This window comes from Streptomyces sp. RK62 (assembly GCF_018070255.1).
In the GTDB taxonomy this organism is placed as follows: Bacteria; Actinomycetota; Actinomycetes; order Streptomycetales; family Streptomycetaceae; genus Streptomyces; species Streptomyces nigra.
In genome coordinates this window covers 13,351-38,958 of sequence record NZ_JAGPYD010000004.1, presented here as the reverse complement: position 1 = coordinate 38,958, position 25,608 = coordinate 13,351, and the positions used below count along the sequence as shown (strand labels likewise).

The 25,608-nt window shown below is 70.7% G+C and carries 25 protein-coding genes; 14 read left to right on the top strand and 11 right to left on the bottom strand.

Annotated features, from left to right (window positions below; all coding sequences use genetic code 11):
• Window positions 1-20 precede the first annotated feature (20 nt).
• Both KBY32_RS08965 and KBY32_RS08960 read left to right on the top strand, forming a co-directional pair.
• A complete protein-coding gene (locus tag KBY32_RS08965) occupies window positions 21-959 on the top strand; it encodes an N-acetylneuraminate synthase family protein (protein WP_055621677.1) in 939 nt (312 codons plus the stop codon).
• A gap of 35 nt (window positions 960-994) precedes the next feature.
• The gene (locus KBY32_RS08960) at window positions 995-2,059 is read left to right on the top strand and encodes a hypothetical protein (RefSeq protein WP_210979553.1); all 1,065 of its coding nucleotides are present in this window, start codon (window positions 995-997) and stop codon (window positions 2,057-2,059) included.
• Here the strand turns inward: KBY32_RS08960 and KBY32_RS08955 are convergent.
• Window positions 2,046-2,714 (bottom strand): class I SAM-dependent methyltransferase, encoded by a 669-nt coding sequence (locus tag KBY32_RS08955; protein ID WP_210979552.1) that lies wholly within the window; start codon window positions 2,712-2,714, stop codon window positions 2,046-2,048. The two genes, KBY32_RS08960 and KBY32_RS08955, sit on opposite strands and share 14 nt — an antisense overlap.
• 472 nt (window positions 2,715-3,186) lie before the next feature.
• Here KBY32_RS08955 and KBY32_RS08950 point away from each other — a divergent pair, with 472 nt between their 5' ends.
• The 9 genes from KBY32_RS08950 (at window position 3,187) to KBY32_RS08910 (ending at window position 13,785) form a co-directional block, all read left to right on the top strand.
• Window positions 3,187-4,407 (top strand): M20 family metallopeptidase, encoded by a 1,221-nt coding sequence (locus KBY32_RS08950; RefSeq protein WP_210979551.1) that lies wholly within the window; start codon window positions 3,187-3,189, stop codon window positions 4,405-4,407.
• A 318-nt stretch (window positions 4,408-4,725) separates the two neighbouring features.
• Window positions 4,726-5,778 carry a BMP family protein gene (locus KBY32_RS08945; RefSeq protein WP_210979550.1) on the top strand — a complete coding sequence of 351 codons (1,053 nt, stop codon included), beginning with the start codon at window positions 4,726-4,728 and terminating at the stop codon, window positions 5,776-5,778.
• Window positions 5,779-6,088: 310 nt separating this feature from the next.
• Window positions 6,089-7,141 (top strand): BMP family protein, encoded by a 1,053-nt coding sequence (locus KBY32_RS08940; RefSeq protein ID WP_055621682.1) that lies wholly within the window; start codon window positions 6,089-6,091, stop codon window positions 7,139-7,141.
• A 211-nt stretch (window positions 7,142-7,352) separates the two neighbouring features.
• On the top strand, window positions 7,353-8,930 hold the full coding sequence (locus KBY32_RS08935; protein WP_210979549.1) for an ABC transporter ATP-binding protein: 1,578 nt from the start codon (window positions 7,353-7,355) through the stop codon (window positions 8,928-8,930).
• Window positions 8,930-10,054 carry an ABC transporter permease gene (locus tag KBY32_RS08930; RefSeq protein ID WP_108708389.1) on the top strand — a complete coding sequence of 375 codons (1,125 nt, stop codon included), beginning with the start codon at window positions 8,930-8,932 and terminating at the stop codon, window positions 10,052-10,054. Before KBY32_RS08935 ends, KBY32_RS08930 begins: the two co-directional genes overlap by 1 nt.
• Complete coding sequence (locus KBY32_RS08925) at window positions 10,051-11,325, top strand: ABC transporter permease (protein ID WP_055621685.1); 1,275 nt, start codon at window positions 10,051-10,053, stop codon at window positions 11,323-11,325. Before KBY32_RS08930 ends, KBY32_RS08925 begins: the two co-directional genes overlap by 4 nt.
• Window positions 11,322-11,729, top strand: a complete 408-nt coding sequence (locus KBY32_RS08920; RefSeq protein ID WP_079033611.1) for a cytidine deaminase — start codon at window positions 11,322-11,324, stop codon at window positions 11,727-11,729. Before KBY32_RS08925 ends, KBY32_RS08920 begins: the two co-directional genes overlap by 4 nt.
• A 92-nt stretch (window positions 11,730-11,821) precedes the next feature.
• Window positions 11,822-13,105, top strand: coding sequence for a thymidine phosphorylase (locus KBY32_RS08915; RefSeq protein WP_210979740.1), 1,284 nt, complete (start codon window positions 11,822-11,824; stop codon window positions 13,103-13,105).
• A gap of 95 nt (window positions 13,106-13,200) precedes the next feature.
• Window positions 13,201-13,785: a Uma2 family endonuclease gene (locus KBY32_RS08910; protein WP_210979548.1), complete on the top strand. Its 585-nt coding sequence runs from the start codon at window positions 13,201-13,203 to the stop codon at window positions 13,783-13,785.
• Window positions 13,786-13,788: 3 nt separating this feature from the next.
• Here KBY32_RS08910 and KBY32_RS08905 read toward each other — a convergent pair whose 3' ends face one another.
• Window positions 13,789-14,709, bottom strand: a complete 921-nt coding sequence (locus KBY32_RS08905) for an AEC family transporter (protein ID WP_210979547.1) — start codon at window positions 14,707-14,709, stop codon at window positions 13,789-13,791.
• Between the two features lie 162 nt (window positions 14,710-14,871).
• On the opposite strand from KBY32_RS08905, the gene KBY32_RS08900 reads away from it, so the two are divergent.
• Complete coding sequence (locus KBY32_RS08900) at window positions 14,872-15,258, top strand: STAS domain-containing protein (RefSeq protein ID WP_210979546.1); 387 nt, start codon at window positions 14,872-14,874, stop codon at window positions 15,256-15,258.
• On the opposite strand, the gene KBY32_RS08895 is transcribed toward KBY32_RS08900, so the two are convergent.
• From KBY32_RS08895 to KBY32_RS08885, 3 genes are all read right to left on the bottom strand, one after another.
• On the bottom strand, window positions 15,142-16,161 hold the full coding sequence (locus KBY32_RS08895; RefSeq protein WP_210979545.1) for a sigma-70 family RNA polymerase sigma factor: 1,020 nt from the start codon (window positions 16,159-16,161) through the stop codon (window positions 15,142-15,144). The genes KBY32_RS08900 and KBY32_RS08895 overlap by 117 nt on opposite strands.
• Window positions 16,162-16,398: 237 nt before the next feature.
• Window positions 16,399-16,800 (bottom strand): ATP-binding protein, encoded by a 402-nt coding sequence (locus tag KBY32_RS08890; RefSeq protein ID WP_115507611.1) that lies wholly within the window; start codon window positions 16,798-16,800, stop codon window positions 16,399-16,401.
• A gap of 137 nt (window positions 16,801-16,937) precedes the next feature.
• Window positions 16,938-18,101 (bottom strand): adenosine deaminase, encoded by a 1,164-nt coding sequence (locus KBY32_RS08885; RefSeq protein ID WP_108708396.1) that lies wholly within the window; start codon window positions 18,099-18,101, stop codon window positions 16,938-16,940.
• Between the two features lie 195 nt (window positions 18,102-18,296).
• Here KBY32_RS08885 and KBY32_RS08880 point away from each other — a divergent pair, with 195 nt between their 5' ends.
• Window positions 18,297-19,058: an alpha/beta hydrolase gene (locus KBY32_RS08880; RefSeq protein ID WP_210979544.1), complete on the top strand. Its 762-nt coding sequence runs from the start codon at window positions 18,297-18,299 to the stop codon at window positions 19,056-19,058.
• An 81-nt stretch (window positions 19,059-19,139) separates the two neighbouring features.
• Here KBY32_RS08880 and KBY32_RS08875 read toward each other — a convergent pair whose 3' ends face one another.
• Complete coding sequence (locus KBY32_RS08875) at window positions 19,140-20,099, bottom strand: LysR family transcriptional regulator (RefSeq protein ID WP_055621692.1); 960 nt, start codon at window positions 20,097-20,099, stop codon at window positions 19,140-19,142.
• 63 nt (window positions 20,100-20,162) lie between these two features.
• On the opposite strand from KBY32_RS08875, the gene KBY32_RS08870 reads away from it, so the two are divergent.
• Entirely contained in the window at window positions 20,163-21,431 is a 1,269-nt protein-coding gene (locus KBY32_RS08870; protein ID WP_210979543.1) for an MFS transporter, read from the top strand.
• A 77-nt stretch (window positions 21,432-21,508) separates the two neighbouring features.
• Here KBY32_RS08870 and KBY32_RS08865 read toward each other — a convergent pair whose 3' ends face one another.
• From KBY32_RS08865 to afsQ1, 5 genes are all read right to left on the bottom strand, one after another.
• Complete coding sequence (locus KBY32_RS08865; RefSeq protein ID WP_055621694.1) at window positions 21,509-21,718, bottom strand: PspC domain-containing protein; 210 nt, start codon at window positions 21,716-21,718, stop codon at window positions 21,509-21,511.
• Window positions 21,719-21,835: 117 nt separating this feature from the next.
• A complete protein-coding gene (locus tag KBY32_RS08860; protein ID WP_210979542.1) occupies window positions 21,836-22,387 on the bottom strand; it encodes a VanZ family protein in 552 nt (183 codons plus the stop codon).
• A gap of 286 nt (window positions 22,388-22,673) precedes the next feature.
• Entirely contained in the window at window positions 22,674-23,273 is a 600-nt protein-coding gene (locus KBY32_RS08855; protein ID WP_210979541.1) for a hypothetical protein, read from the bottom strand.
• Window positions 23,273-24,790 carry a HAMP domain-containing sensor histidine kinase gene (locus tag KBY32_RS08850; protein WP_210979540.1) on the bottom strand — a complete coding sequence of 506 codons (1,518 nt, stop codon included), beginning with the start codon at window positions 24,788-24,790 and terminating at the stop codon, window positions 23,273-23,275. Before KBY32_RS08850 ends, KBY32_RS08855 begins: the two co-directional genes overlap by 1 nt.
• Window positions 24,787-25,464, bottom strand: coding sequence for a two-component system response regulator AfsQ1 (gene afsQ1, locus KBY32_RS08845; RefSeq protein WP_037886857.1), 678 nt, complete (start codon window positions 25,462-25,464; stop codon window positions 24,787-24,789). Before afsQ1 ends, KBY32_RS08850 begins: the two co-directional genes overlap by 4 nt.
• Window positions 25,465-25,608: the final 144 nt, after the last annotated feature.

The window sequence follows — 25,608 nt, the reverse complement described above, 5'->3', positions numbered from 1 at the left end:
CCCAAGTGAGGAATCCTCTGATGAGCACCAACTCCCGTCTGCGTACGTTCGGTTCGCGCGAGGTCGGCCCCGGCCGCCCCGTCTACATCTGCGGCGAGATCGGCATCAACCACAACGGCGAGCTGGAGAACGCCTTCAAGCTGATCGACGTGGCCGCCGAAGCCGGCTGCGACGCCGTCAAGTTCCAGAAGCGCACCCCCGAGATCTGCACCCCCCGCGACCAGTGGGACATCGAACGCGACACCCCCTGGGGCCGGATGACGTACATCGACTACCGGCACCGCGTCGAGTTCGGCGAGGACGAGTACCGGCAGATCGACGAATACTGCAGGGAGAAGGGCATCGCCTGGTTCGCCTCCCCGTGGGACACCGAGGCCGTCGCCTTCCTGGAGAAGTTCGACGTGCCCGCCCACAAGGTGGCCTCTGCCTCCCTGACCGACGACGAACTGCTGCGCGAACTGCGCGCGACGGGCCGTACGGTCATCCTCTCCACCGGCATGTCCACCCCGCGCCAGATCCGGCACGCCGTCGAGGTCCTCGGCTCCGACAACATCCTGATGTGCCACGCCACCTCGACCTACCCGGCCAAGGCCGAGGAGCTGAACCTCCGCGTGATCAACACGCTGGAGAAGGAGTATCCGAACGTCCCGATCGGCTACTCCGGCCACGAGACCGGTCTGCAGACCACGCTCGCCGCCGTCGCCCTCGGCGCCGCCTTCGTCGAGCGGCACATCACCCTGGACCGCGCCATGTGGGGCTCCGACCAGGCCGCCTCCGTCGAACCGCAGGGCCTCACCCGACTGGTCCGGGACATCCGCACCATCGAGGCGTCCCTCGGTGACGGCGTGAAGAAGGTCTACGACTCCGAGCTCGGCCCCATGAAGAAGCTCCGCCGCGTCTCCGGCGTGGTCGCCGAGGCGGAGATCGCCGCAGCGGCCGGCGAACCGGTCGCGGTCTGAACCCGGACACCACGAGGCAGGGGACGGTCACGCCGATGAGCCGCCGCGCCGGGAACGCCGGCCACTCCACTCTCGCGTTCGTCGAGAGCCCGGTACAGCTCCTGAACGTGCTGGAGTGGGCCCACGCCCACGCGCCCGGCGCGGGGCTCACCCTCGTCGTACTGTCCCCGACCGACCCCATGACCCGCGGTCAGCTCCGCAGGACGGCCGAACTGGCCCGCACCGAGGGCCACACCATCCGCTGGGAGGAGGCCCGGGGCGGTGCCACGGCACCCTTCCGGACCATCGGCGGGCTCGCCGGCCTGCTGCGCCGAGCCGAGCGGATCGTCCTCGGCGACCCCTTCTCCCGGTACGTCCAGCTGCTGCTGACGATCACCGGCGCCCGGGCCCTCGTCGTCGTCGACGACGGCACCGCCACCATGGAGTTCGTGGCGCAGCTCGCCCGCGGCGAACGCCTGGTCCGCTGGCACCGCAAGGGCGGGCGCCCCGGCCCGCGCGACCTGCTGTTCGCGCCGGTGTCGGCGGTCGCCCGCAGACGCCTCACCCCCGGCGGCAGCCGGACCGTCGAGGTCTTCTCGTCCATGCCGGTCACCGAGACCCCGCCCGGCGTGACGGTCACGGCGAACACCTTCGCCTGGACCCGTGAACGGTTCGGGCCGCCCCGTATCACCAAGGGCGCCGACCTGGTCGGCACGTCCCTCGTCGAGACCGGCGTGGTGGACGGCGACCGGTATCTGCGGGCCGTCCGCTCCCTGGCCGCCGCGCACGGCGCCACCCGCTACTTCGCCCACCGCCGCGAGAGCGCCGAGAAACTGCACCGGCTGGCGGTCGAGACGGGACTGGAGGTCGTCCGCCCCGACCTCCCGCTGGAGCTGATCGCCCGCCGCGGCCCGATCGGCCGTACGGTCCTGAGTTTCCCGTCGACCGTCGTGCACACCCTGCCGCTCGCGCTGGCCGGCACAGGCGTCCGGGTCGCCGTGTGCGACATCGACCCGGCGTGGCTGACTGCCCACGCCTCACCCCGCGCCGAGGGCTTCCTGTCGGGCGTCACCGGCACCGCACGCGACGTGCACCGTCTGGCGGCGATCAGCGCGGGGTGAGCCCCATGGGCTTCTCGGCGAGGAGGAAGGCCCGCGGGCGCTTCTCCTCGCCGACGGGCTCCCGCAGCACCCGAGCCGTCACCCACAACCCGGCCTCCGCCAGCCGCTCGGCGACGGTCTCCGGGGTCCGCCAGTGGTAGGTGAGATCGACGTCCCGCCCGAACCGCTCGGACAGGCGCATCCGCCCCCCGGCATCCCCGGACTGGAACACCAGCAGCACGGGCGCCCCCGGCCGCAGCACCCGCGCCATCTCGCCGCACGCGTCCGCCAGATGCTCGTCGGGCACATGGATGAGCGAGTACGCGGCGACGATCCCGCCCAGCGTCCCGTCCGGCAGGTCCAGCGCCGTCATCGAGCCGATGTGGAAACGCAGCGCGGGATGCGCGCGCCGGGCCAGGGCCACCATGCCGGGGGACAGGTCGACCCCGAAGACCGTGAGGCCGAGCCCGTGCAGATGCGCGGTGACCGCCCCCGGACCGCTGCCGAGGTCGGCCACCGGAGCCGGGGCGTGCACGGCCGCCAGCCCGGCGAACGCGCCGATCAGCGACCGGTCCAGCGGATGCCAGTCGCCCGGCCGGTTCGGGAAGCGGTCCGTGTAGGCGGCGGCGATGGTGTCGTACGAGGCCCGCGTGGCCTCCAGAAAATCGGCTGGCACCCGGCGACCCTAAGGGCTGTCCCGTCATTCCCGGCGGGCGCGCGACGACAGCTACGGCACCTCGCCGCGTGGTCGGGTCCTCCGCATACATCCAGTATGCGGACGACCCTCCGCCTTGCGATGCACCGCATCTGACGCCGCGCGCTGATCCACCGGGCATTACGGGACAACCCTTAGGCCGCCGCCGAGCCCCCTGTCCGGCGCTTCCCGCGGAGCGTCCGGTCCCGACAGGTGAACACAACCGACAGTTCTGTCCGCGGCGTGGTATCCGTGGAGTATGGGCCGCCCGTGTCGTCGTCACACTGCGTCGACCACAAGGACCGGCTCGGTGAAAAACGCGTGAGTTTACCCACCTAAATCAATACCTACGCGTCGGACGGCCAGATTTTCTTCCCCGAACGGGTTGAAGTTTTGTTGATCGAGGGTCAGTTGGCCGCCTCGGCGTCCTACCCTTCAGAGGGTGAACCAACTGATGTCCGCAGAGTCCGAGGCCGACCAAACCGGAGAATCAGCACTCCCCGGCACCTTGCCGGAAGCGCTGCGCGCCGAGCTCATCGAGTTCCGGCGCGACCTCCACATGCACCCTGAGCTCGGCAATCAAGAGTTCAGAACGACCGCGGCGATCAAGGCCCGCCTGGAGAAGGCCGGCCTGAAACCCCGCGTCCTCTCGAGCGGCACCGGCCTCGTCTGCGACATCGGCGAGTGGGACGGCGGACGCCCCATGCTCGCGCTGCGCGGCGACATCGACGCGCTCCCCATCCCGGACACGAAGAGTGAGTGCGCCTACCGCTCCACCGTGCCCGACCGCGCCCACGCCTGCGGCCACGACGTGCACACCACCGTCGTCCTCGGCGCCGGGCTCGTCCTGGCCGAGCTGGAGCGGCGCGGACAGCTGCCCCGGCCGGTCCGGCTGCTGTTCCAGCCCGCCGAGGAGGTCCTCCCCGGCGGCGCCGTCGAGGCCATCGCCAACGGCGTGCTCGACGGGGTGGGCCGGTTCCTGGCCCTGCACTGCGACCCGAAGGTGGACGCGGGCCGGATCGGACTGCGCGAGGGCCCCATCACCTCCGCCTGCGACCGCCTCGAGATCGCCCTGGCCGGGCCCGGCGGACACACCGCCCGTCCGCATCTGACGACCGACCTCGTCACCGCCGTCGCCCGTGTCGTCACCGACGTGCCGGCGATCGTCGCCCGTCGCGTCGACGCCCGCAGCGGGCTGTCGGTGACCTGGGGCCGCGTCGAGTCCGGGCACGCGCCCAACGTCATCCCGCAGCACGCCGAGGTGGCCGGAACCGTGCGCTGCCTCGACCTCGACACCTGGCGGCAGGCCCCCGACCTGGTCGTCGCCGCGATCGACGAGGTCGCCAACCTGCACCGCGCCAAGTCGGAGATCAACTACGTGCGGGGCGTCCCGCCCGTCGTCAACGACGCCGACTCCACCGAGCTGCTCCGCGACGCGATGACCGCCCGGCGCGGCGCCGACTCCGTCGAGTCCACGGAGCAGAGCCTCGGCGGCGAGGACTTCTCCTGGTACCTGGAGCACGTCCCCGGCGCCATGGCCCGTCTCGGCGTCCGCCACCCGGGCGACAGGATCGGCCGCGACCTGCACCAGGGCGACTTCGACGTCGACGAGTCGGCCATCACGGTCGGCGTGGAGCTGTTCACGGCGGCGGCCCTGCTCGACGCGACCCGCTGAGCCCGGCGCCCGGAACACGGCCCCGGAGCACGCCCCCGGACACCCCGCCACCCGTCTCGCCCACTCCGCTTGCGACCCGCCGGAGCCGGGGGGAGTCTGGGCCATGGCGGGCGGTCCGGAGTGCTGTCGCGCGGAAGGCACCCGTGGGTGCGATCGCCCCATGCGTGCCTTTCGATCCGGTGGTTCACAAGGACGTAACCGGCCATCGGCACGAATGGATAACGGCACGGCGAAACCCCGTTCCCAGGAGTGTCTACGCGCGTTAATGTGCGCCGAACCCAGCACCCACTGCGGGGCTTGGAGAATGGGGACTTCACGATGCGTCGGACATCCAAACTGACCAGTGTCGCGGTGGGGGTCGCGTCGATCGCGCTCGCTGCCACGGCGTGTGGTGGTACCAGCAGTGACAGCGGCAGCGGAAGCGACGGCAGCGGCGACTCCAAGGGTCTCGCCATCGCCTACGACATCGGCGGCAAGGGCGACCAGTCCTTCAACGACGCCGCCTACGCCGGCCTGCAGAAGGCGGCGAAGGAGTTCGATTACAAGACGGCCGACATCGAGCCCACCGAGGGCGAGACGGACGCCGACAAGGAGCAGCGGCTCTCCTCGCTGGCCAAGCAGGGCTACAACCCGGTGATCGGCGTCGGCTTCGCCTACGGTCCCGCGATGGAGGCCGTGGCCAAGAAGTACCCGAAGACCACCTTCGGCATCGTCGACTCCGTGGTCGAGGGCAAGAACGTCGCCTCCCTCGTCTTCGCCGAGCAGGAGGCCTCCTACCTGGCCGGCGTCGCGGCGGCCAAGGCCACCAAGACGAACACGGTGGGCTTCGTCGGCGGTGTCGACGTCCCGCTGATCCACAAGTTCGAGGCCGGTTACAAGCAGGGCGTGCAGGACACCAACCCCAAGGTGAAGGTCCTGTCGCAGTACCTGACGCAGACCGCCGAGGAGGGTGGCTTCTCCAGCCCCGACAAGGGCAAGGCCGCCGCCGAGGGCCAGATCGAGAAGGGCTCGGACGTCGAGTACGCCGCCGCCGGCCTCTCCGGCCAGGGCGTCATCGAGGCCGCGTCCAAGGCCAAGGTCTGGGCGATCGGCGTCGACTCCGACCAGTACAAGCAGGCGGCTCTCGCCAACTACAAGGGCTCGATCCTGACGTCCGCCCTGAAGGACGTCGGCGGTGCCGTGTTCACGCTGGCCAAGTCCGTCCACGACGGTGAGCCGCTGACCGGCACGCAGACCTTCGACCTCAAGGTCGACGGCGTGGGCCTGTCGGACTCCAACCCCGAGTTCGCGAAGATCCCGGGTCTGGCCGAGGCCGTCGACAAGGCCAAGGAAGGCATCATCGACGGCACCATCAAGGTCAAGACCGAGTAGTCGCGGTCGTACGGCAGTTCGGCCGTACGGGCGTTCAGTGGGCGGGCATCCCTCGGGTGCCCGCCCGCTCGCCGTTCCCGCCCCCGCGTGCGAGTGACGCGCCGGTCACCCTCGGCCACCCGCCGGCCCCGGTCGCGGGCCCTCGGAGCGCCCCGCGCACGCGGTTGGCCACGGGCCTATAACAAGGTGGACAGAAGGGGTTTCCTGGCAGGTCTACGCGCGTTACTCTGCGGCGGAAGCCAGCGCCGTAGCTGCAAGCTGTCCCAAGGCTGTACCGTCCCGGCGCTAGTACGACTAGGAGTCACACGACATGCGCCGGATTTCCCGGATCACGGTCGCGGGCGCAGCGACCGCCTCTCTGGCCCTCGCTCTCTCCGCCTGCGGCGGCACCTCCACCGAGTCCTCCTCGGAGGGTTCGAAGGGCGGGGACAAGGGTCTCGCCATCGCGTACGACGTCGGCGGCAAGGGCGACCAGTCCTTCAACGACGCCGCGTACGCGGGCCTGGAGAAGGCGAAGAAGGACTTCGGCTACACCACGGCCGACGTCGAGCCCACCGACGGTGAGACGGACGCCGACAAGGAGCAGCGCCTCGCGTCGCTGGCCAAGCAGGGCTACAACCCGGTGATCGGTGTCGGCTACGCCTACGCCGCCGCCGTCAAGGGCGCCGCCGAGAAGTTCCCGAACACCACCTTCGGCATCGTCGACGACTCCACCGTCGAGGCGAAGAACGTCGCCGACCTCGTCTTCTCCGAGGAGGAGGCGTCGTACCTGGCCGGTGTCGCCGCCGCCAAGAGCACCAAGACGAACACCGTCGGCTTCGTGGGCGGCGTGGACATCCCGCTGATCCACAAGTTCCAGGCCGGTTTCGAGCAGGGCGTCAAGGACACCAACCCCAAGGCCAAGGTCCTCACCCAGTACCTCACGCAGACCGCTGAGGAGGGTGGCTTCTCCAGCCCCGACAAGGGCAAGTCGGCCGCCGAGGGCCAGATCGAGAAGAAGGCGGACGTCGTCTACGCCGCCGCCGGTCTGTCCGGTCAGGGTGTCATCGAGGCCGCCGCCGCCAACAAGGTGTGGGCGATCGGCGTCGACTCCGACCAGTACAGCCAGGAAGCGCTCGCCAAGTACAAGGACTCGATCCTGACCTCGGCGATGAAGGACGTCGCCAAGGCGGTGTACAACCTGGCGAAGTCGGTCGAGGACGGCAAGCCCGAGACCGGTATCGTTCGTGGCGATCTGAAGTCGGGTGAGGTGAGCCTGTCGAACTCCAACCCGAAGTTCGCGGACGATGCCGAGCTTCAGGAAGCCCTCAAGACGGCCAAGGAGAAGATCGTCAGCGGCGAGATCAAGGTCAAGACCAGCTGAGTGAAGCCAGACCCTGAGCAGCGGTAACCCCAGGGGTTGTGTCCGCTCGACGGGGTACGGGGAGGCTCGCTCCCCGTACCCCGTTGTCGCGGTACGCCGGCCCCTTTTCAGGCCATAGGGGCGCTACGCGCGTAGACGACCCCCGTCCCCAGGAGTGTGCGCCATCAAAGCGTCCAGCAGCCCTCCGGCCGGCGCGGCGGTCAACGGTCAGGTGACCGCCGTCGAGCTCGCCGGGATCACCAAGCGTTTCCCGGGCGTCGTGGCCAACCACGACATCCACCTCACCGTCAAAAAGGGCACCGTGCACGCCCTCGTCGGCGAGAACGGCGCCGGCAAGTCGACCCTGATGAAGATCCTCTACGGCATGCAGAAGCCGGACGAGGGCACCATCGCGGTCGACGGCGAGCAGGTGACCTTCTCGTCCCCGGCCGACGCCATCGTGCGCGGCATCGGCATGGTCCACCAGCACTTCATGCTCGCGGACAACCTCACCGTCCTCGAGAACGTGGTGCTCGGCAGCGAGAAGCTGTACGGCATCGGCGCCAAGGCCCGCCGCAAGATCAAGGAGATCTCCGAGCGCTACGGCCTCGGCGTGGAGCCCGACCGCCTCGTCGAGGAGCTCGGCGTCGCCGCCCGCCAGCGCGTGGAGATCCTCAAGGTCCTCTACCGCGGCGCACGCACCCTGATCCTCGACGAGCCGACCGCGGTCCTCGTGCCGCAGGAGGTCGACGCGCTCTTCGAGAACCTGCGCGAGCTGAAGTCCGAGGGCCTGTCGGTCATCTTCATCTCCCACAAGCTGGGCGAGGTGCTCTCCGTCGCCGACGAGATCACCGTCATCCGCCGCGGTACCACCGTCGGCACGGCCGTCCCCGCCGAGACCACGCCGAAGCAGCTCGCCGAGATGATGGTCGGCAGCGAACTGCCCACGCCGGAGACCGCCGAGTCCACGGTCACCGACCGCCCCGTCATCACCGTCGACAAGCTCCGCCTGGAGGCGGCCGGCGGCAAGGCCCTCCTGGACGACATCAGCTTCACCATCCACGCGGGCGAGGTCCTGGGCATCGCCGGTGTCGAGGGCAACGGCCAGACCGAACTCGTCGACGCCCTCATCGGCCTCAAGCACGCCGACTCGGGCACGATCACCCTCGCCGACGAGGAGATCACCGGCTGGACCACCCGCAAGCGCCGCGAGCAGGGCATCGGCTACATCCCGGAGGACCGGCACCGCCACGGCCTGCTCCTGGAGGCCCCCCTCTGGGAGAACCGCATCCTCGGCCATGTCACCGAGGAGCCCCTCGCCAAGGGCGTCTGGCTGAACCCGAAGGCCGCCCAGCAGGACACCCGCCGCATCGTCGAGGCGTACGACGTCCGCACCCCCGGCATCGACGTCACCGCCGCCTCCCTGTCCGGCGGCAACCAGCAGAAGCTGATCGTCGGCCGCGAGATGAGCCACAAGCCGCGCTTCCTGATCGCCGCGCACCCCACCCGCGGTGTCGACGTCGGCGCGCAGGCGGCGATCTGGGACCACATCCGCGAGGCCCGCCGCGAGGGCCTGGCCGTGCTGCTGATCTCCGCCGACCTCGACGAGCTGATCGGCCTGTCCGACACCCTCCGCGTGATCTACAACGGCAAGCTGGTCGCGGATGCCGACCCGGCCACCATCACCCCGGAGCAGCTGGGCTCGGCGATGACGGGTGCCGCCACCGGGCACCTCGAAGACGACGACACGACCCCCGGGACTCCCGACCTGAGCAAGTCTCCCGAGTCCGGCGAAGACGAGGCACGCTGATGAAGAAGTTCGACAAGGAGCGCGTGCTCCTCGCGGTGGCCGGACCGGTCATCGCGCTGGCCGTGGCCTTCGTGCTCAGCGCGATCGTCCTGATCGCCTCGGGCAAGAGCCCGGTCGAGCCGTACACCCTGATGTTCGAGCAGCTCGGCTTCTCCGACATCCAGGTGCTGATCATCAACCAGGCGTCGCTGTACTACATCGCGGCCCTCGCGGTCGCCATCGGCTTCCGGATGAACCTGTTCAACATCGGTGTCGACGGCCAGTACCAGCTCGCCGCCATGATGGCCGCCGTCGTCGGCGCCCACGCCAACCTCCCGGCCGGCCTCCAGGTCCCGCTTCTCCTCCTCACCGCCGTCCTCACCGGCGCCTTCTGGTCCGGTATCGCCGGTGTCCTGAAGGTCACCCGGGGCGTCAGCGAGGTCGTCGCGACGATCATGCTCAACGCGATCGCGACCTCCGTCATCGCCTACCTGTGGCTGCCGAACGTCTTCGGCGTCAAGGTCGGCAACAACAACACCACCGGCGAGATGCACGAGTCCGGCTGGGTCTCCGGCATCCCCGTCGGCGACGCCGGCGAGATCTACGGCCTGGTCTTCCTCGCCGTGCTCCTCGGCATCGGCTACTGGGTCGTCCTCAACCGCACCCGCTTCGGCTTCGACCTGCGCGCCTCCGGCGCCTCCGAGACCGCCGCCGCGGCCAGCGGCGTCGACCCCAAGCGCATGGTGCTGACGGCCATGCTGCTCTCCGGCGGCATCGCGGGCCTCGCCGGCCTGCCGATCCTGCTCGGCGACACCCACACGTACAGCCTGAACTTCCCCACCGGCATCGGCTTCCTCGGCATCGGCATCGCGCTGCTCGGCCGCAACAGCCCCGTCGGTATCGCGTTCGCCGCCCTGCTGTGGGCCTGGCTCGACAAGGCGTCCCCCGAGCTGGACTTCCACGGCTACGACAAGGAGATCGCGGTCATCATGCAGGGCCTGATCGTCCTCTCGGTCGTCGTCTCCTACGAGGCCGTCCGTGAGTGGGGCCTGCGCCGCCAGCAGCGCCGGGTCGGCGCCGAACTGGCAGCCGGTCACGTCCTCGGCGCCGACAACAACACCACGAAGGAGGTGGCTGGCCGATGACTGCCCCGACCTCAGCGGTTGATGTCAACCAGCCCTCGCTGCAGCCCGCGGCGCCGACCGGCCGCCGACTTTCCTGGCAGGTGCTGCTGCTGGTCATCGCCGGAGCCCTGGCACTGACCTCGATCGTCCGCATCATCACCGGCGCCGACGGCATCACCAACGTCAGCCAGATGTCCACCGCGCTCCAGCTCGCCGTGCCGATCGGCCTCGCCGGTCTCGGCGGTCTGTGGGCCGAACGGGCCGGCGTCGTCAACATCGGTCTCGAGGGCATGATGATCCTCGGCACCTGGTTCGGCGCCTGGGCCGGCTTCCAGTGGGGTCCCTGGACCGGCGTCGTCGTCGGCATCGCCGGCGGCTGCATCGGCGGCGTCCTGCACGCCATCGCCACCGTCACCTTCCGGGTCAACCACATCGTCTCCGGTGTGGCGCTGAACATCCTCGCGCTCGGCATCACCCGCTACCTCGCGCCCCTCGCCTTCGAGGGCCACGCGGGCGGCTCCGCCAAGCAGTCCCCGGCGGTCGAGACCCTCGGCCACTTCACCGTGCCGGGCCTCTCCGACGGCCTGCGGGACCTGAACGACAACGGCTGGTTCTTCGTCTCCGACATCGCCGGCCTGCTCGGCGGCCTCGTCACCAACGTGTCCTGGCTGACCCTGATCGCCGTCGCGCTGATCCCGGCCACCTGGTGGATCCTGTGGCGGACCGCCTTCGGTCTGCGGCTGCGCTCCTGCGGCGAGAACCCGATCGCCGCCGAGTCCCTCGGCGTCAACGTCTACAAGTACAAGTACATCGCCGTGATCATCTCCGGCGGTCTGGCCGGCCTCGGCGGCGTCTTCCTCTCCATCGTCGCCAACCCCTTCTATCTGGAGGGCCAGGTCAGCGGCCGCGGTTACATCGGCCTCGCCGCGATGATCTTCGGCAACTGGATGCCGGGCGGCCTCGCCCTCGGCGCCGGCCTGTTCGGCTACACCGACAGCCTCAACCTGCGCGGCGGCTCCACCAACGTGCACGCGCTGCTGCTGCTCGGCGCCCTGCTGCTGATCATCGGCGCCATCTGGCTGGTCATCCGCAAGAAGTACGCCCCGTCGATGATCACCGCGGTGGTCGGCGCCCTCGTCTACACCTGGTACGCCACCACCAACGAGGTGCCCAACCAGGTCGTCTCCGCCACGCCGTACGTCGTCACCCTCGTCGTCCTCACGCTGTCCGCGCAGCGTCTGCGGATGCCGAAGGCGGACGGCCTGCCGTACCGGAAGGGACAGGGCAAGTGAGCCCGGCCGCGCCCTCCGGCGTCGACTGGGACCGGCTGCGCGAGGCCGCGCGGGACGCCATGTCCCGCGCCTACGCCCCGTACTCCGGCTTCCCGGTCGGAGTCGCCGCCCTCGTCGACGACGGCCGCACGGTCACCGGCTGCAACGTCGAGAACGCCTCGTACGGACTCGGCCTGTGCGCCGAGTGCGGACTGGTGTCGGAACTGCAGAACACCGGGGGCGGACGGCTCACGCACTTCGCGTGCGTCGACGGCGAGGGCCGGACGCTGGTGCCCTGCGGCCGCTGCCGCCAGCTGCTCTACGAGTTCGGCGGCCCCGACCTGCTGCTCGACACCCCGGCCGGCATCCTGCCGCTGTCGGAGATGCTGCCCCAGGCGTTCGGACCGGACCACCTCAGCAAGTAACCCCCCCCGTGCGGCCCCTCCGCGTCGCTCACGCGACCGTCTGGAGGGGCCGTGTCTCTTCTGGCACCTTCGGAAGGAAAGCCATGGCTGTTTTGTCGACGGATGCCATCTCCGTCATCCGCACCAAGCGGGACCGCGGCGAGCTCAGCGACGCACAGATCGACTGGGTCATCGACGCGTACACCCGCGGGGAGGTCGCCGACGAGCAGATGTCCGCGCTCGCCATGGCGATCCTCCTCAACGGCATGAACCGCCGCGAGATCGCCCGCTGGACCGCCGCGATGATCGCGAGCGGCGAGCGCATGGACTTCTCCTCGCTGTCCCGCCCGACGGCCGACAAGCACTCCACCGGCGGCGTCGGCGACAAGATCACGCTGCCGCTCGCTCCGCTGGTCGCCGCGTGCGGCGCCGCCGTCCCGCAGCTCTCCGGCCGCGGCCTCGGCCACACCGGCGGCACCCTCGACAAGCTGGAGTCCATCCCCGGCTGGCGCGCACTGCTCTCCAACGAGGAGATGCTGTCCGTCCTCGACACCACCGGCGCCGTGATCTGCGCGGCGGGCGACGGCCTGGCCCCCGCCGACAAGAAGCTGTACGCCCTGCGGGACGTCACCGGCACCGTCGAGGCCATCCCGCTGATCGCCTCCTCGATCATGTCGAAGAAGATCGCCGAGGGCACCGGCTCGCTGGTCCTCGACGTGAAGGTCGGCACCGGCGCCTTCATGAAGACCATCGAGGACGCCCGCGAGCTGGCCTCCACCATGGTGGGCCTCGGCACCGACCACGGGGTGAAGACGGTCGCGCTGCTCACCGACATGGCGACCCCGCTCGGCCTCACGGCCGGTAACGCGCTCGAGGTCCGCGAGTCCGTCGAGGTCCTGGCCGGCGGCGGCCCCGCCGACGTGGTCGAGCTGACCATCGCCCTGGCCCGCGAGATGCTGGCGGCCGCCGGGCTGAAGGACGCCGACCCGGCGAAGGCCCTCGCCGACGGCTCCGCCATGGACGTCTGGCGGCGCATGATCGCGGCGCAGGGCGGCGACCCGGACGCCGAACTGCCCGTCGCGCGCGAGCAGCACGTCGTCACGGCCCCCGCCTCCGGTGTCCTCACCCGCCTCGACGCCTACGACATCGGCGTCGCCGCCTGGCGTCTGGGCGCCGGACGCGCCCGCAAGGAGGACCCGGTGCAGGCGGGCGCCGGCGTCGAGATGCACGCCAAGCCCGGCGACACGGTGACCGCGGGCCAGCCCCTGCTCACCCTGCACACGGACACCCCGGAGCGCTTCGAATACGCGCTCCAGGCGGTGGAGGGCTCGTACGACGTCAGCCCGGCCGGCACCGACTTCACGGCGTCGCCGGTGGTGCTGGAACGTATCGCCTGACCAGGCGGTTTCCCTTTCGGGTGAACGGGATCGGTGGACCACCGCCGGTCCCGTTCGGCATGGTGCGATCGGTGCCACATCGAGGGGAGACGACCATGTGGGCACTCACCGTCAGCGAGGATCCCGACCAGCGGTGGGACGACCTCGTACGGTTCTGGGAGGCGATGGACTGGCCCGAGGGCAGCAGAGTGGAGATCATCGAGGGGATCATCACCGTCTCGCCTGCTCGGGAGCCCCGTCACCACCTCATCGTGGAGCGCGTTCAGCGTCTCCTCTACTCCGTGATCCCGGACGACCGGAGGATGTTCCAGAGGTCGGCCATCTCGGTGCCGTCCTGCCTGGGCATGTTCATCCCGGACCTGCTCGTGGCGCCCGTCGGGGAACGCGCGGAGGCGGAGTCCCACATCCCGGCGGCCCTGGCCGAACTCGTCGTCGAGGTGACCTCCCGGTCCAACGCCCAGCACGACCGCGTCAGCAAGCCCGCCGCATACGCCACCGCCGGTATCCCGCTCTACCTGCTCGTCGACCGCTGGGCTCCGGGCGGCCCGACCGCCACGCTGTTCGGGGAACCCAAGGGGGACGTCTACCGGGTGCTGAGGGCGGTCAAGTTCGGCGACCCGATCACGCTGCCGGACCCCTTCGGCGTGACGATCGACACCGGTGAGCTCCCCGTCGACTGACGCTCAGCCCAGGAGCGCCGCCACCGCTACCAGGACCGGTACCGAGAGCACCGTCGAGAGCAGGATCGAGTCGCGGGCCAGGCGTTCGGCCACCCGGTAGCTCGACGCGTACGTGTACAGGTTCTGTGCGGCGGGCAGGGCCGAGGTCACCACCACGTCCAGCAGGGACGCGCCCCGCAGGCCGAAGACGCCCGCCGCCAGGGCCCAGGCCGCGGCGGGCTGGCCGAGGGACTTCAGCGCCACCGAGAGGAACACCGGGTGCCGGTCGGGGCCCCGACCGGGCATCGTGCTGCCGCACAGGGAGATGCCGAAGGCCAGAAGGACCGCGGGGACCGACATGCCGCCGATCAGCGTCAGCGGGTCCAGGACGGGTGCCGGGATCCGCAGCCCCGTCGCCGACACCGCCACGCCCGCGAGCGAGCCCAGTGCGATGGGGTTCCGCAGCGGTGTCAGCAGGCGGTGCCACAGCGGGCCCTTCGCGCCGCCACCGGAGAGGTCGAGGATCGTCAGCGCGACCGGTGTGACCCCGACCAGCTGGAACAGCAGCACCGGGGCCACCAGCGACGCGTCTCCGAGGACGTACACGGCGATCGGGATGCCGAGGTTGCCGGAGTTCACGTAGCTGGAGCACAGAGCACCGATCGTGGTGCGGCCCACGCCCCAGCGCCGCACGGCGGCGACCGCCACGAAGACCCCGGCCGCGGCGGCCGTGCTCAGCGCGGTGACCAGGAGACGGCTGGAGAAGATCACCGAGAGGTCGGTGCCCGCGAGGGTGGTGAAGAGCAGCGCGGGCGACGCCACGTGGAACGCCAGCTTCGTCAGCACGTCCCGCCCGTGCTCCCCGAGGTAGCCGCGCCGGCCGATCACATAACCGACGGCGATCACCACCGCGATCACCGCGAAACCCGTCAACACCCCCTGCACGGGACCCCCTTCGCGAGGAGCGGGCCGCGCGGTCTTCGAGGGGGCACTGGTGTGTGGGGCATACACCCAACCCTCCGGGGCGGGAGGGCGCCGGGTCAATGTGATCCCGGCCGGCGGACACGCGGGCGCGTCCGGCGGATCGCGGCAGGCGCGCGTGCCGCGATGAGTTACCAGCCCCGGCCCGGTCTACCGGTCGTGGACGCCATGACACCCGCGGTACTCGTGCTGGCCGGCCCTGTCACCCCGGGCGAGGTGACGGGCCTGTGCGCCGTCGTACGGGCCCGGCTGGAAGGCTGCCCCTCCAGGGTCGTGGTGTGCGACGTCGGCGGGCTCGGCCCGCCCGGCCTGGGGACCGTGGACCTGCTGGCCCGGCTCCAGCTCACCGCCCGGCGCGCCGGCGGCCGGATACGGCTGCGGGACCCGGACCCCGCCCTACACGCCCTGCTCGACCTCGTCGGCCTCCGCTTCGAGGTGGAGGGGCAGCCCGAAGAGCGGGAACCAGCGCTTGGTGTCGAGGAAGCAGTGGAACCCGGTGATCCGCCCCCCTGAGGTCTCCAGGACCTGCACCGCCCACGGCGTGAACCCGCCCGCCTCCGGGTCCGGCTTGTACTGGGCGAACCCCGGCAGCCCGTTGACCTCGACGGGCACCAGACGGGAGCCCGCGCAGGGGGCGCCCATCGTCGTCATGAACCCGGTGATGTCCCCGGCGCCGGTCAGCCACAGGTCGAACGGCGGCATCGTCATGATGGCGTCCTCGTGCAGCAGCTCTGTCAGCGCCGTCATGTCGTACCCCTCGAAGGCGGCGACATAGCGGTCCAGGAGCTTCTGCTGCTCCTCGTCCAGCGGGTCGGAGACCGCCGCGTCCGCGCCGGGCTGACGCTGCTCGGCCAGGGTGGCCCGGGCCCGCTGCAGCGCGCTGTTCACCGACGCGACCGAGGTGCCGAGCAGCTCGGCGGTCTCGCTCGCCTTCCACGCCAGCACCTCGCGCAGGATCAGCACCGCGCGCTGCTTCGGCGGCAGCTGCTGCAGCGCGGCCATGAAGGCGAGCCGCACCGACTCCTTCGCGACGGCGGCCTCCGCCGGGTCGTCGGTCGTGGGCAGCACCCGGGTGTCCGGCGCCGGCTCCAGCCAGGTGTGGTCCGGGCGGGGGGAGAGGGCGGCCTGTGCGAGCGGCGTCGACTCGGTGAGGTCCATGGGGCGGGCCCTCTTGTTGCCCGCCGTCAGCATGTCCAGGCAGACGTTCGTCGCGATGCGGTACAGCCATGAGCGGAGGCTGGAACGGCCCTCGAACTTGTCGTAGCTGCGCCAGGCCCGCACCATCGTGTCCTGCACCGCGTCCTCGGCCTCGAAGGACGAACCGAGCATGCGGTAGCAGTACCCGGTCAGCTCGACGCGGTGCTTCTCCAGCCTGACGTCGAGATCCGTCGTCGTGGTCGCCGTACCGTCGCTCATCGTCCACCCACCCCTGTGGCCGTCCTGTGGAACGCCTCGTCGCGCCCCACCACTTCGGAAGCTACCGCAGCCCACTGACAATGGCCCCCGGAGTGGGGAAAGCCGCAGGTCGGGGGTGTGGTGTGAGGCCGAGAGTGCGGTGTGGGGTCGGGGGTGTGGTGTGGCATCCGGGCATGGCATCGGGGCGCACCCCCATGTCATGAGTGCGCCCCGATGGTGTGCGGCCGTGCGGCGGGGTCAGCCCAGCGGGACGCCGTTCACGGGCAGGCCCTGCGTCGGGAGGCCCTGGGTGGGGAGGGCCTGCGCCGGGAGGCTCTCCACCGGCAGGCCGCCGAGGAGGCCGGTGGCCGCGCCCGTCGGGCCGGCCGCCAGCGTCGGGGCACCGGCCAGCGTCCGCTCGGCGGTCGGCTGCGCGGCGGCGAGGCCGGCGGCGACCGCCTCCTGCCCCCCGGCCAGGCCCTCGGCGGCGTTCGGGGCCGCCTGCGTCAGGCTCTCGGCCGGGAGCGTCCGGGTGACGGTGTCCAGCGCCGCGCCGGCGTCCGGGACGGCGGGGGCCGCGTTGGCGGCACCCGCGCCCGTGGCGGCGAAGGCGGCGCCGAGCGCGGCGACACCGAGGGACTTGGCGGCAGACTGCTTCATGGAAAACCTCGGAATTTCGAGAACGGGGATGTGAGCGGTTCTTCGACCGTAAACACCCCCACCGTCCGGCCGCAAACATCGAATTGCGGACGGATTGTGAATGGCGTCCGCAGTCCCTGTGCGGGCGGAACCCCTCGTCAGCCCTCCTCGTCGGGAGAACCGCTGGTAGAGCTCGTCTGTCGGAAAAGCCACTCGGACTTGAGTTCGGCATATCCGGGCTTGATCACGTCATTGATCATGGCCAGCCGTTCATCGAAAGGAATGAACGATGATTTCATCGCATTGACGGAGAACCACTGCATGTCGTCGAGCGTGTAACCGAACGCCTCGACAAGATGCTCGAATTCCTGGGTCATGCTGGTGTGGGACATCAGGCGGTTGTCCGTGTTCACCGTGGCCCGGAAGTGCAGCTTGCGCAGCAGGCCGATGGGGTGCGCCTCGTACGAGTCGGCCGCGCCCGTCTGCAGATTGGAGCTCGGGCACAGCTCCAGCGGAATGCGCTTGTCCCGTACGTAGGACGCGAGGCGTCCGAGCTCCACCGAGCCGTCGTCCCGCACCCGGATGTCGTCGATGATCCGGACCCCGTGCCCCAGCCGGTCGGCGCCGCACCACTGGAGGGCCTGCCAGATCGACGGCAGCCCGAACGCCTCGCCGGCGTGGATCGTGAAATGGTTGTTCTCGCGCTTGAGGTACTCGAAGGCGTCGAGGTGCCGGGTCGGCGGGTGGCCCGCCTCGGCGCCCGCGATGTCGAAGCCGACGACGCCCATGTCGCGGTAGGAGTTGGCGAGTTCGGCGATCTCCAGCGAGCGGGCCGCGTGCCGCATCGCGGTGAGCAGCGCGCCGACGCGAATGCGGTGGCCGTTCTCCCGGGCGATCCGCTCGCCCTCCCGGAAGCCCTCGTTGACGGCCTCCACGACCTGCTCCAGGGTGAGCCCGCCCTCCAGGTGCTGCTCCGGGGCGTAGCGCACCTCGGCGTAGACGACCCCGTCCTCCGCGAGGTCCTCCGCGCACTCACGGGCGACGCGGACGAGGGCGTCACGGGTCTGCATGACCGCCACGGTGTGCGAGAACGTCTCCAAGTACCGCTCCAGCGAACCGGAGTCGGCGGCCTCCTGGAACCACAGGCCGAGCTTTCCGGGGTCGGTCTCGGGGAGCTGGTCGTAGCCCGACTCGCGGGCGAGCTCGACGATCGTGCCGGGGCGGAGCCCGCCGTCGAGGTGGTCGTGCAGCAGAACCTTCGGGGCCCGGCGGATCTGGTCCGAGCTCGGGGTGTGCGCCTTCGGGGCAGTCTGGCTCGTCATTTCCGCACTCTAACGCCTACGCGCGTAGAGAGTGCGGCTCCGCGCAGGAGGAGAGTTTTGTGCAGAGTGCGGCTCCGTGCGGGAAGTGAAGTGCGGCGCGTGGACGGCCGGAACGGCGCTTTACACATCCGTCGATACGTAACGGTGACCGCACGGACGGGTCGCCCGGGCCCTCGTTTCTGCCACTGTTCTGTCATGGCACAGCAAGCGACGCCGGTGCGCAGGGTCCGGCTGGGCAAGGTGGTCGGGCCGGAGCCGACGGCGGTGAGCGGTGTGGTTCTGCTGCTCCCGGGCGGGGACGAGACCTCTTACCGCAGACCCGCGCCGCTGCTGGCCACCTCGTTGGTTCGTGCACTGGGGCGCCGGCTCGCTCGGGCCGGGCGGGGGGACGGGCTCGCCGTGCACGCCGTTCACTACCGCTGTCGCGGGTGGAACGGGGACGAGGCCTCTCTCATGCGGGACGCGTTGTGGGCCGCCGACGAGGTCGTACGGCTCTATGGGGATGTGCCCGTGTGTCTCGTCGGGCTCGACATGGGCGGGCGGGCCGCGTTGCGTGCGGCAGGGCATGAGGCCGTCAATTCCGTGCTCGCGATCGCCCCTTGGCTGCCGGACGAGGACGGGGCGGGCTCGCCCGAACCGGTGAAGCAGCTCGCCGGGCGGCGCGTGATGATCGTGCACGGCACGAACGACGAGCGGACCGATCCCGAGCTGTCCTTCCGGCTGGCGGCGCGGGCCAAGAAGGCGAACCGGGAGGTGTGCCGGTTCGAAGTCCATTCCGATCGGCATCGGTTGCATCAGCATCGGGACGAAGTGCTGGCGCTGGCCGAGGACTTCGTCATGGGCGCGCTGTTCGGGGCCGTGTTCTCGCGGCCTGTTGTCGATGCGTTCGCGGCTCCGCCGCCGTTGGGGTTGCGGATGCCGCTTGCCTCGGGGTTCGGGAAGTCGTTGCGGCGGTAGGGGGGGAGGGTGCGGGTGGGCTGGGGTGCGATTTGATTTGTGTTTGGGGTGGTTTCTGTTCGGGGCTGGGGTGCGGGTTGACTATGGGAGCAGTGTGCCTCTGCGGGAGAGCAAGAATTTCTTGAACGCCGCCACCGGCGGCGTGTCCGGGCGGTCCGCCAGCCAGGCCACGCCGATCTCCCGTGCCGCCCTCGGTGCCGTCACCGTCAGCTCCCGCACCCCTGGGCGGGGTACAGCCGGCGGGGGGAGCAGCGCTACGCCCAGCCCTGCCGCCACCAGGCCCCTGAGGGTCTCCGCTTCCTCGCCCTCGAAGGCGATGCGCGGCCGGAAGCCTGCCTCCCGGCACAGGTCGTCCGTGATGCGGCGCAGGCCGTAGCCGGGCTCCAGCGTCACGAAGTTCTCCTCCGCCGCCTCCGCCAGCCGGATGCGTCTGCGGGTGGCGAGACGGTGGTCGGCGGGCACCACCAGGCGCAGTTTCTGTTCGTCCAGGCGGCGGGCCACCAGGTCGGGGGCGTCCGGCACCGGCGACGTCAGGCACAGGTCCAGCTCCCCGGCCCGCAGGCCCTCCAGCATCGCCTCGCCGTAGTTCTGCACCAGGCTGAAGCGGACCCGGGGGTGGTCGGCCCGGAACGCCTGCAGCAGGCCCGGCACCGTCTCCGCGCCCATCGTGTGCAGGAAGCCGAAGGCCACCTTTCCGGTCGCCGGGTCGGCGTCGGCGCGGACCTCCTCCGCCGCGCGCTCCACCTCGGCCAGGGCGCGCTCCACCGAGGCCAGGAACGTGCGGCCCGCGGGCGTCAGCGACACCGTCCGGCCGTGCCGCGCGAACAGGTCCACCCCGAGATCCTGCTCCAGACGGACCATGGCCCGCGACAGCGTCGACTGCGGTACGCCCATCTCGCGCGCGGCCCTGGTGACGTGCTCGGTGCGCGCCACCCCGGCGAAGTACGCGAGGCGGGGCGCCAGCAGCCGGGACATGTCGGCCATGTCTTCTGTGTCACTGAACGGTGACAGCCGACCTCGTGAACTGTGCTGATGCGCCATGGGAACGATTATGGCGAATCCATGCATTGGACGGATCAGTGACGGCGTACGTAACTTCGAAGCATGCCTCCCGCCAGTACCGAGGCGTCCACTCCCGTGGTCGCCGCCCCCGCAGCCCCCGTCGTCGACTCCCGTATGGCTCCGGGCGGTCCCGGATACCGCCGGATGAGCTTCGCCCTCTTCCTCGCCGGTGTGGCGACCTTCGCCCTCCTCTACTCCACGCAGGCCCTTCTGCCGCTGATCTCCGACGAGTTCGGGGTCGCGGCGAGCCAGGCCAGCTGGGCGGTGGCGGCCGCGACCGGCGGACTGGCCCTGTTCGTACTCCCCATGAGCGCCCTCTCCGAGCGGTACGGCCGCCGTACCGTCATGACGGGCTCCCTCGCCGTCGCGGTCGCCGTCGGTGTCGCCGTGCCGTTCGCGCCCAACCTGACCGCGCTCGTCGTGCTCCGGGCCGTCCAAGGCGCCGCGCTGGCCGGTCTGCCGGCCTCCGCGACCGCGTACCTCGCCGAAGAAGTACGGCCCAAGGCGCTGATCACGGCGATCGGGCTGTTCGTCGCGGGCAACAGCGTCGGCGGCATGAGCGGCCGTGTCATCACCGGCTGGGTCGCCCAGGAGTGGGGCTGGCGTGTCGCCGTCGGCGTCATCGGCGCCCTCGCCGTGGCCTGCGCGGTCGCCTTCCGGCTGCTGCTTCCTGCGCCGCGGCATTTCACGCCCGGGTCGCTGCGGCCCCGTGTGCTGGTGCGGACCGTGCGCGACCATCTCTCCGACCCGCTGCTGCGGCGGCTGTACGCCATCGGCGCGCTGTTCATGACCGTCTTCGGCGGCGTCTACACCGTGATCGGGTACCGGCTCACCGAGGCGCCGTTCTCGCTGCCCCAGGGCATCGTCGGTTCGATTTTCCTTGTCTATCTGGTCGGCACCGTCTCCGCCTCCACGGCGGGGCGGCTCGTGAACCGGCTCGGGCGGCGTGGGGCTCTGTACGCGGGTGCAGCGACTACGGCGGTGGGGCTGCTCGCGACCCTGGCGGGGTCGCTGCCGCTCGTACTGCTGGGGCTCGTGCTGATCACCGCCGGGTTCTTCGCGGGGCACGCTGTGGCGTCGTCCGCGGTCAGCAAGACCGCCACGCACGGGCGTGCGCAGGCTTCGGCGCTGTATCAGTCCGCCTACTACATCGGGTCCAGCGCGGGCAGCACCGTCGGGGCCGTCGCCTTCCACGCGGGGGGCTGGGGCGGGACCGTCGGGGTCGGGCTGCTGGCCGTCGTCGGGGTCGTGGCGATCACCTTGCTGGGGACTCGGGCGGCTCGGGCTCGGGGGGCCGTCGTGGCTGTGTGACGTGTTGTGTGTTGTGTGTTTTCACAGAGGGGATCCCCCTCTCGCCGGGTTTCCCGGTGGGAGGGGGATGTGGGTTTCTACCAGGCCGTGTTTGTCTTGGCTGCCTTCTCTTCCGATGGCAGCAGGAGCCACAGGGCTATGTAGAGCAGGAACTGCGGGCCCGGCAGGAGGCAGGAGACCAGGAAGATCACGCGCATCGTCGTGGCGGACGTGCCGAAGCGTCGCGCCAGCGCGGCGCACACTCCGCCGATCATGCGGCCGTGGGTGGGTCGGGCGAGCGCGGTCATGGTGCGGCTCCTTCGCGAGCGTCGGTCGGTGTCGGTGGCTCCTGGGTGGGCCCTCCGAGTGGTCTCTCTCTTCCACTGACCTCAACGCTACGAGGACAAACAGGGTGAAGCGTCGTGCTACGGGGCCATCCCGACCCTGGGGATCGTCGGGGTACGACCCTGAGACGGTTCCTCCTGGAGTACCGGGACGCGGTGGCTCCTCGGGGAGCCGCGGCGGAGGCGGGCTCGGGCCGCGGGGACCACGGCGGTGTGGGCCAGTGCCACGCCCAGCGTGTTCAGCAGGAGCGAGTCGACGTCGACCATCTGGCCGGGGACTCCGGTCTGGAGCAGTTCGATGGCCAGGGAGATCAGGGCGGCCGTTGTCGTGGTGCGGGCCAGGGAGCCCAGGGGGGACGATGTCGTCCTGCCGTGGGCCATCGGGAGCAGGACACCGAGGGGGGCCAGGAGGGCCAGGCCCTCGACGATGCACCTCGTCGCCTCGCGCCAGCCGAGGGCCAGGTCGGCCTGGATGCCGGCGAAGGGCTGGAGGTTGGCGGGCATCACCCAGGGGACGTCCAGGGGGCGCAGCGTGAGCCAGGCGACGAACGCAAGGTGGGCGACCAGGAGGATGCCTCCTGTCGCGCGGACGCGGATCACGGCGCTGCCGCCGATGGAGCCTTGACGCTGCACGATCCCCAAGACGCCGTCTTCGGTGGGATCGGTTCCGGGTGGGGTGGGGGTGGGGTGAGGTGTCTGCCACACGGGCGGTTTCGGGGGGCGGTGTGATGCCTGCGGCGCATCCTCGGGTTCGTGGGGGTGCGTCTCGCGCCTGCGGGTGCGTCATGAGGCGGGGCCGGGGTGGGGGGGGTCCGTCCTCGGTCCGGCGGCTCGGGTGGATGACCTGTGCTGTCTTCTTGACGCCGGACGCTGCGGGCGGGCACCCCCCACCCCGGCCCCTCACCGCCGTACGCGGGTGTCAGGCCGTCGCCACCTCGGTCGACGGGGGCTCGGTGGTGCCGGGGCGGGTGCGGACCTCGTCCGTGCACTCGTAGCGGCGGGGGGTGCCCGTGGGGCCGCCCAGGATGACCGAGCCGTCGCCCTCTGCCGCCGCGGAGTCCGAGAGCGTGCAGACGATCTGGGCGAGGGCGTAGCTGGTGAGGGTGGATGGGGCGGTTGTCAGGCGCAGGGTTTCGTCCGGGTCGTTTCTGCGAGGGCCTGTCACGTCCATCGGGCCTCGGAGGTCTGTGGTGTAGCCGGCCTCCTTCTCGGCCGGGGAGGGCGTTGCCTGGAGTTCCTCGAGAAGGCCCTGGGCCACCAGGACGCGGCGGGCCGCGTCGGCCGTGCCGTCGGGGACGCGGATCGTGCGGTCCACCGCGACCAGCTGGGAGCCGCAGAGCAGGAAGACCTGGACCGGGAGGCCGCGGGTGGCTCGGGGGGAGGCGTCCGGTTCTGAGAGTGAGCAGTGGACGCGGGAGGGGGCCGGACCGAAGTTGGTGGGGACTTCCGTGGACCGTATGCCGCAGCCGGCCAGGGTTATGGCCGCCAGGGTGAGGAGGGCCGTGAGGCGCGGGGTCATCAGTCCTCCTTCTTCGGTTCGTCCCGGGGGAGGCGCAGGGTGAAGACGGCGCCGCCCTCGGGGGAGTTCGCGGCGGTGATCTCGCCGCCGTGGATGTGGGCGTTCTCCAGGGCGATGGAGAGGCCGAGGCCGCTGCCCTCGGAGCGTGGGCGGGAGGCGCTGGCCTTGTAGAAGCGGTCGAAGACGTGCGGGAGGACGTCCTCGGGGATGCCGGGGCCGTGGTCGCGTACGTCGATCACGACGGCCTCGTCCTCCTCGCGGACCGTGACACGGACCGGGGAGCCGCCGTGCTTGAGGGCGTTGCCGATCAGGTTGGCCAGGATGACGTCGAGGCGGCGGGGGTCGAGGCGGGCCATGATGCCGCGTTCGGCGTCGAGTTCGACCGCGTCCAGCCAGGCGCGGGCGTCGATGCACGCCGTGATCTGGTCGGCCACGTCGACGTCGTCGAGGACCAGGCGGGCCGTGCCCGCGTCGAAGCGGGTGACCTCCATCAGGTTCTCGACCAGGTCGTTCAGGCGGCGGGTCTCGCTGACGACGAGGCGGACCGCCGGTTCGATCATGGGGTCCACCGAGCCGGTCTCCGCCTCCAGCTCTTCTTCGAGGACCTCGGTGACCGCCGTGATCGCGGTGAGCGGGGTGCGCAGTTCGTGGGACATGTCGGCCACGAAGCGGCGGGACGCCTCATCGCGGCCGGCCATGTCGGCGACCCGTTTCTCCAGCGCTTCGGCCGCGTTGTTGAACGTCCGGGAGAGGTCCGCCAGTTCGTCCGTGCCGGACACCCTCAGGCGGGTGTCGAGTTTGCCTTCGCCCAGGCGGCGGGCGGCCACACCGAGGCGGTGCACCGGCTTCAGTACGGTCGTGGCGGCTGCTTGCGCGAGGAGTGCTGAGCCGATCAGGGCCAGGCCGGTGGCGATGCCCAGGGACCAGGCCAGGGAGTTGAGGTCCTTGGCCTCCTGTTCGAGGGACTTGAGCATGTAGCCGGTAGGGCCGCCGCCGATGACCTTGGTGCCGGCTATCAGGTACGGCTTGTCGTCCTCGATGATCCGCTGCCAGTACAGGTGGTACTCGGCCTTGTCGGAGTCGACCTTGTCGTTCACCGCCGTGCGCAGCGACTTGGGCACGTCGGCGAGCGTGAAGCCGTCCAGGGCGCCCGAACTGCTGGACAGCGGCTTGCCGTCGGCGTCCTGGGCGACGAGCAGCACGCTGAAACGCTGGCTGCTGTTCGCCATCTGGCCCGCGGTGTGCTGCAGTTCGTCCTGCGTCGGGTTCTCGGGGAGGAGGGCCGCGCGGTTCTGCATCTCCTGCTGGAAGTCGCGCAGCACCGCGTCCTGGGTGCGGGTGAGGACCGCCTCCCGGTTGAGCCAGTACGCGATCCCGGAGGCGGAGACGGCGGCGGTGAGCGCCACCAGGCCGAAGACGACCACCAGTCTCAGCCGCAGACTGGTGAAACGCAGCCTCGACCACACTCCCTTGCGAGCCGCGGCCCAGCCGCGGAGATCCTTCTGTGCGTCCGTCACTGAGGCGCGTCCAGGCGGTAGCCGACCCCGCGTACGGTACGGATCAGGGTGGGCGAGGACGGGACGTCCTCGACCTTGGCGCGCAGGCGCTGCACACAGGCGTCCACCAGGCGCGAGTCGCCGAGGTAGTCGTGCTCCCAGACCAGGCGCAGGAGTTGCTGCCGGGAGAGGGCCTGGCCGGGGCGGCGGCTCAGTTCGAGGAGCAGGCGCAGCTCGGTCGGCGTGAGCTGCAGGTCCTCGCCGTTCTTCGTGACGGTCATCGCCGCCCGGTCGATCACCAGGCTGCCGAACGTCGCCGCGTCGTTGGACTCCCGCTCCCCGCGGCGCAGCACCGCGCGGATCCGGGCGTCCAGCACCCGGCCCTGCACGGGCTTGACCACATAGTCGTCCGCGCCGGACTCCAGGCCGACCACGACGTCGATGTCGTCGCTGCGGGCCGTGAGCAGGATGATCGGCAGCTGGTCGGTGCGCCGGATGCGCCGGCACACCTCGAAGCCGTCGATGCCTGGCAGCATCACGTCCAGCACGATCAGGTCCGGCCGCTGCTCGCGCAGCAGCTTCAGGCCGTCCTCACCGGTGGCAGCCGTGGCTACCCGGTGACCCTGGCGGGTGAGCGAAAGCTCCAGGGCCGTGCGGATGGCGTCGTCGTCCTCGATCAGCAACAGGGAAGGCACGCCGCACATTCTGGCCCATGCGGGGGTGGTGTTTCGACACCTGTACGAGCAGTTCGGTCTCGCGCGCGTGGAGGCGGGGTGTCACGGACCCCTGTGACAGGTCTGTGACAGTCGGCGGACAGGGCCATGAAAGTGGCCGGGCAA

Excerpts from the sequence above, each read along its gene's own strand:
- KBY32_RS08965 (WP_055621677.1), top strand. The coding sequence starts at position 21 with ATGAGCACCAACTCCCGTCTGCGTACGTTCGGTTCGCGCGAGGTCGGC.
- KBY32_RS08960 (WP_210979553.1), top strand. The coding sequence starts at position 995 with ATGAGCCGCCGCGCCGGGAACGCCGGCCACTCCACTCTCGCGTTCGTC.
- KBY32_RS08950 (WP_210979551.1), top strand. The coding sequence starts at position 3,187 with ATGTCCGCAGAGTCCGAGGCCGACCAAACCGGAGAATCAGCACTCCCC.
- KBY32_RS08945 (WP_210979550.1), top strand. The coding sequence starts at position 4,726 with ATGCGTCGGACATCCAAACTGACCAGTGTCGCGGTGGGGGTCGCGTCG.
- KBY32_RS08940 (WP_055621682.1), top strand. The coding sequence starts at position 6,089 with ATGCGCCGGATTTCCCGGATCACGGTCGCGGGCGCAGCGACCGCCTCT.
- KBY32_RS08930 (WP_108708389.1), top strand. The coding sequence starts at position 8,930 with ATGAAGAAGTTCGACAAGGAGCGCGTGCTCCTCGCGGTGGCCGGACCG.
- KBY32_RS08925 (WP_055621685.1), top strand. The coding sequence starts at position 10,051 with ATGACTGCCCCGACCTCAGCGGTTGATGTCAACCAGCCCTCGCTGCAG.
- KBY32_RS08910 (WP_210979548.1), top strand. The coding sequence starts at position 13,201 with ATGTGGGCACTCACCGTCAGCGAGGATCCCGACCAGCGGTGGGACGAC.
- KBY32_RS08900 (WP_210979546.1), top strand. The coding sequence starts at position 14,872 with ATGAGTTACCAGCCCCGGCCCGGTCTACCGGTCGTGGACGCCATGACA.
- KBY32_RS08895 (WP_210979545.1), bottom strand. The coding sequence starts at position 16,161 with ATGAGCGACGGTACGGCGACCACGACGACGGATCTCGACGTCAGGCTG.
- KBY32_RS08890 (WP_115507611.1), bottom strand. The coding sequence starts at position 16,800 with ATGAAGCAGTCTGCCGCCAAGTCCCTCGGTGTCGCCGCGCTCGGCGCC.
- KBY32_RS08885 (WP_108708396.1), bottom strand. The coding sequence starts at position 18,101 with ATGACGAGCCAGACTGCCCCGAAGGCGCACACCCCGAGCTCGGACCAG.
- KBY32_RS08880 (WP_210979544.1), top strand. The coding sequence starts at position 18,297 with ATGGCACAGCAAGCGACGCCGGTGCGCAGGGTCCGGCTGGGCAAGGTG.
- KBY32_RS08875 (WP_055621692.1), bottom strand. The coding sequence starts at position 20,099 with ATGGCGCATCAGCACAGTTCACGAGGTCGGCTGTCACCGTTCAGTGAC.
- KBY32_RS08870 (WP_210979543.1), top strand. The coding sequence starts at position 20,163 with ATGCCTCCCGCCAGTACCGAGGCGTCCACTCCCGTGGTCGCCGCCCCC.
- KBY32_RS08865 (WP_055621694.1), bottom strand. The coding sequence starts at position 21,718 with ATGACCGCGCTCGCCCGACCCACCCACGGCCGCATGATCGGCGGAGTG.
- KBY32_RS08855 (WP_210979541.1), bottom strand. The coding sequence starts at position 23,273 with ATGACCCCGCGCCTCACGGCCCTCCTCACCCTGGCGGCCATAACCCTG.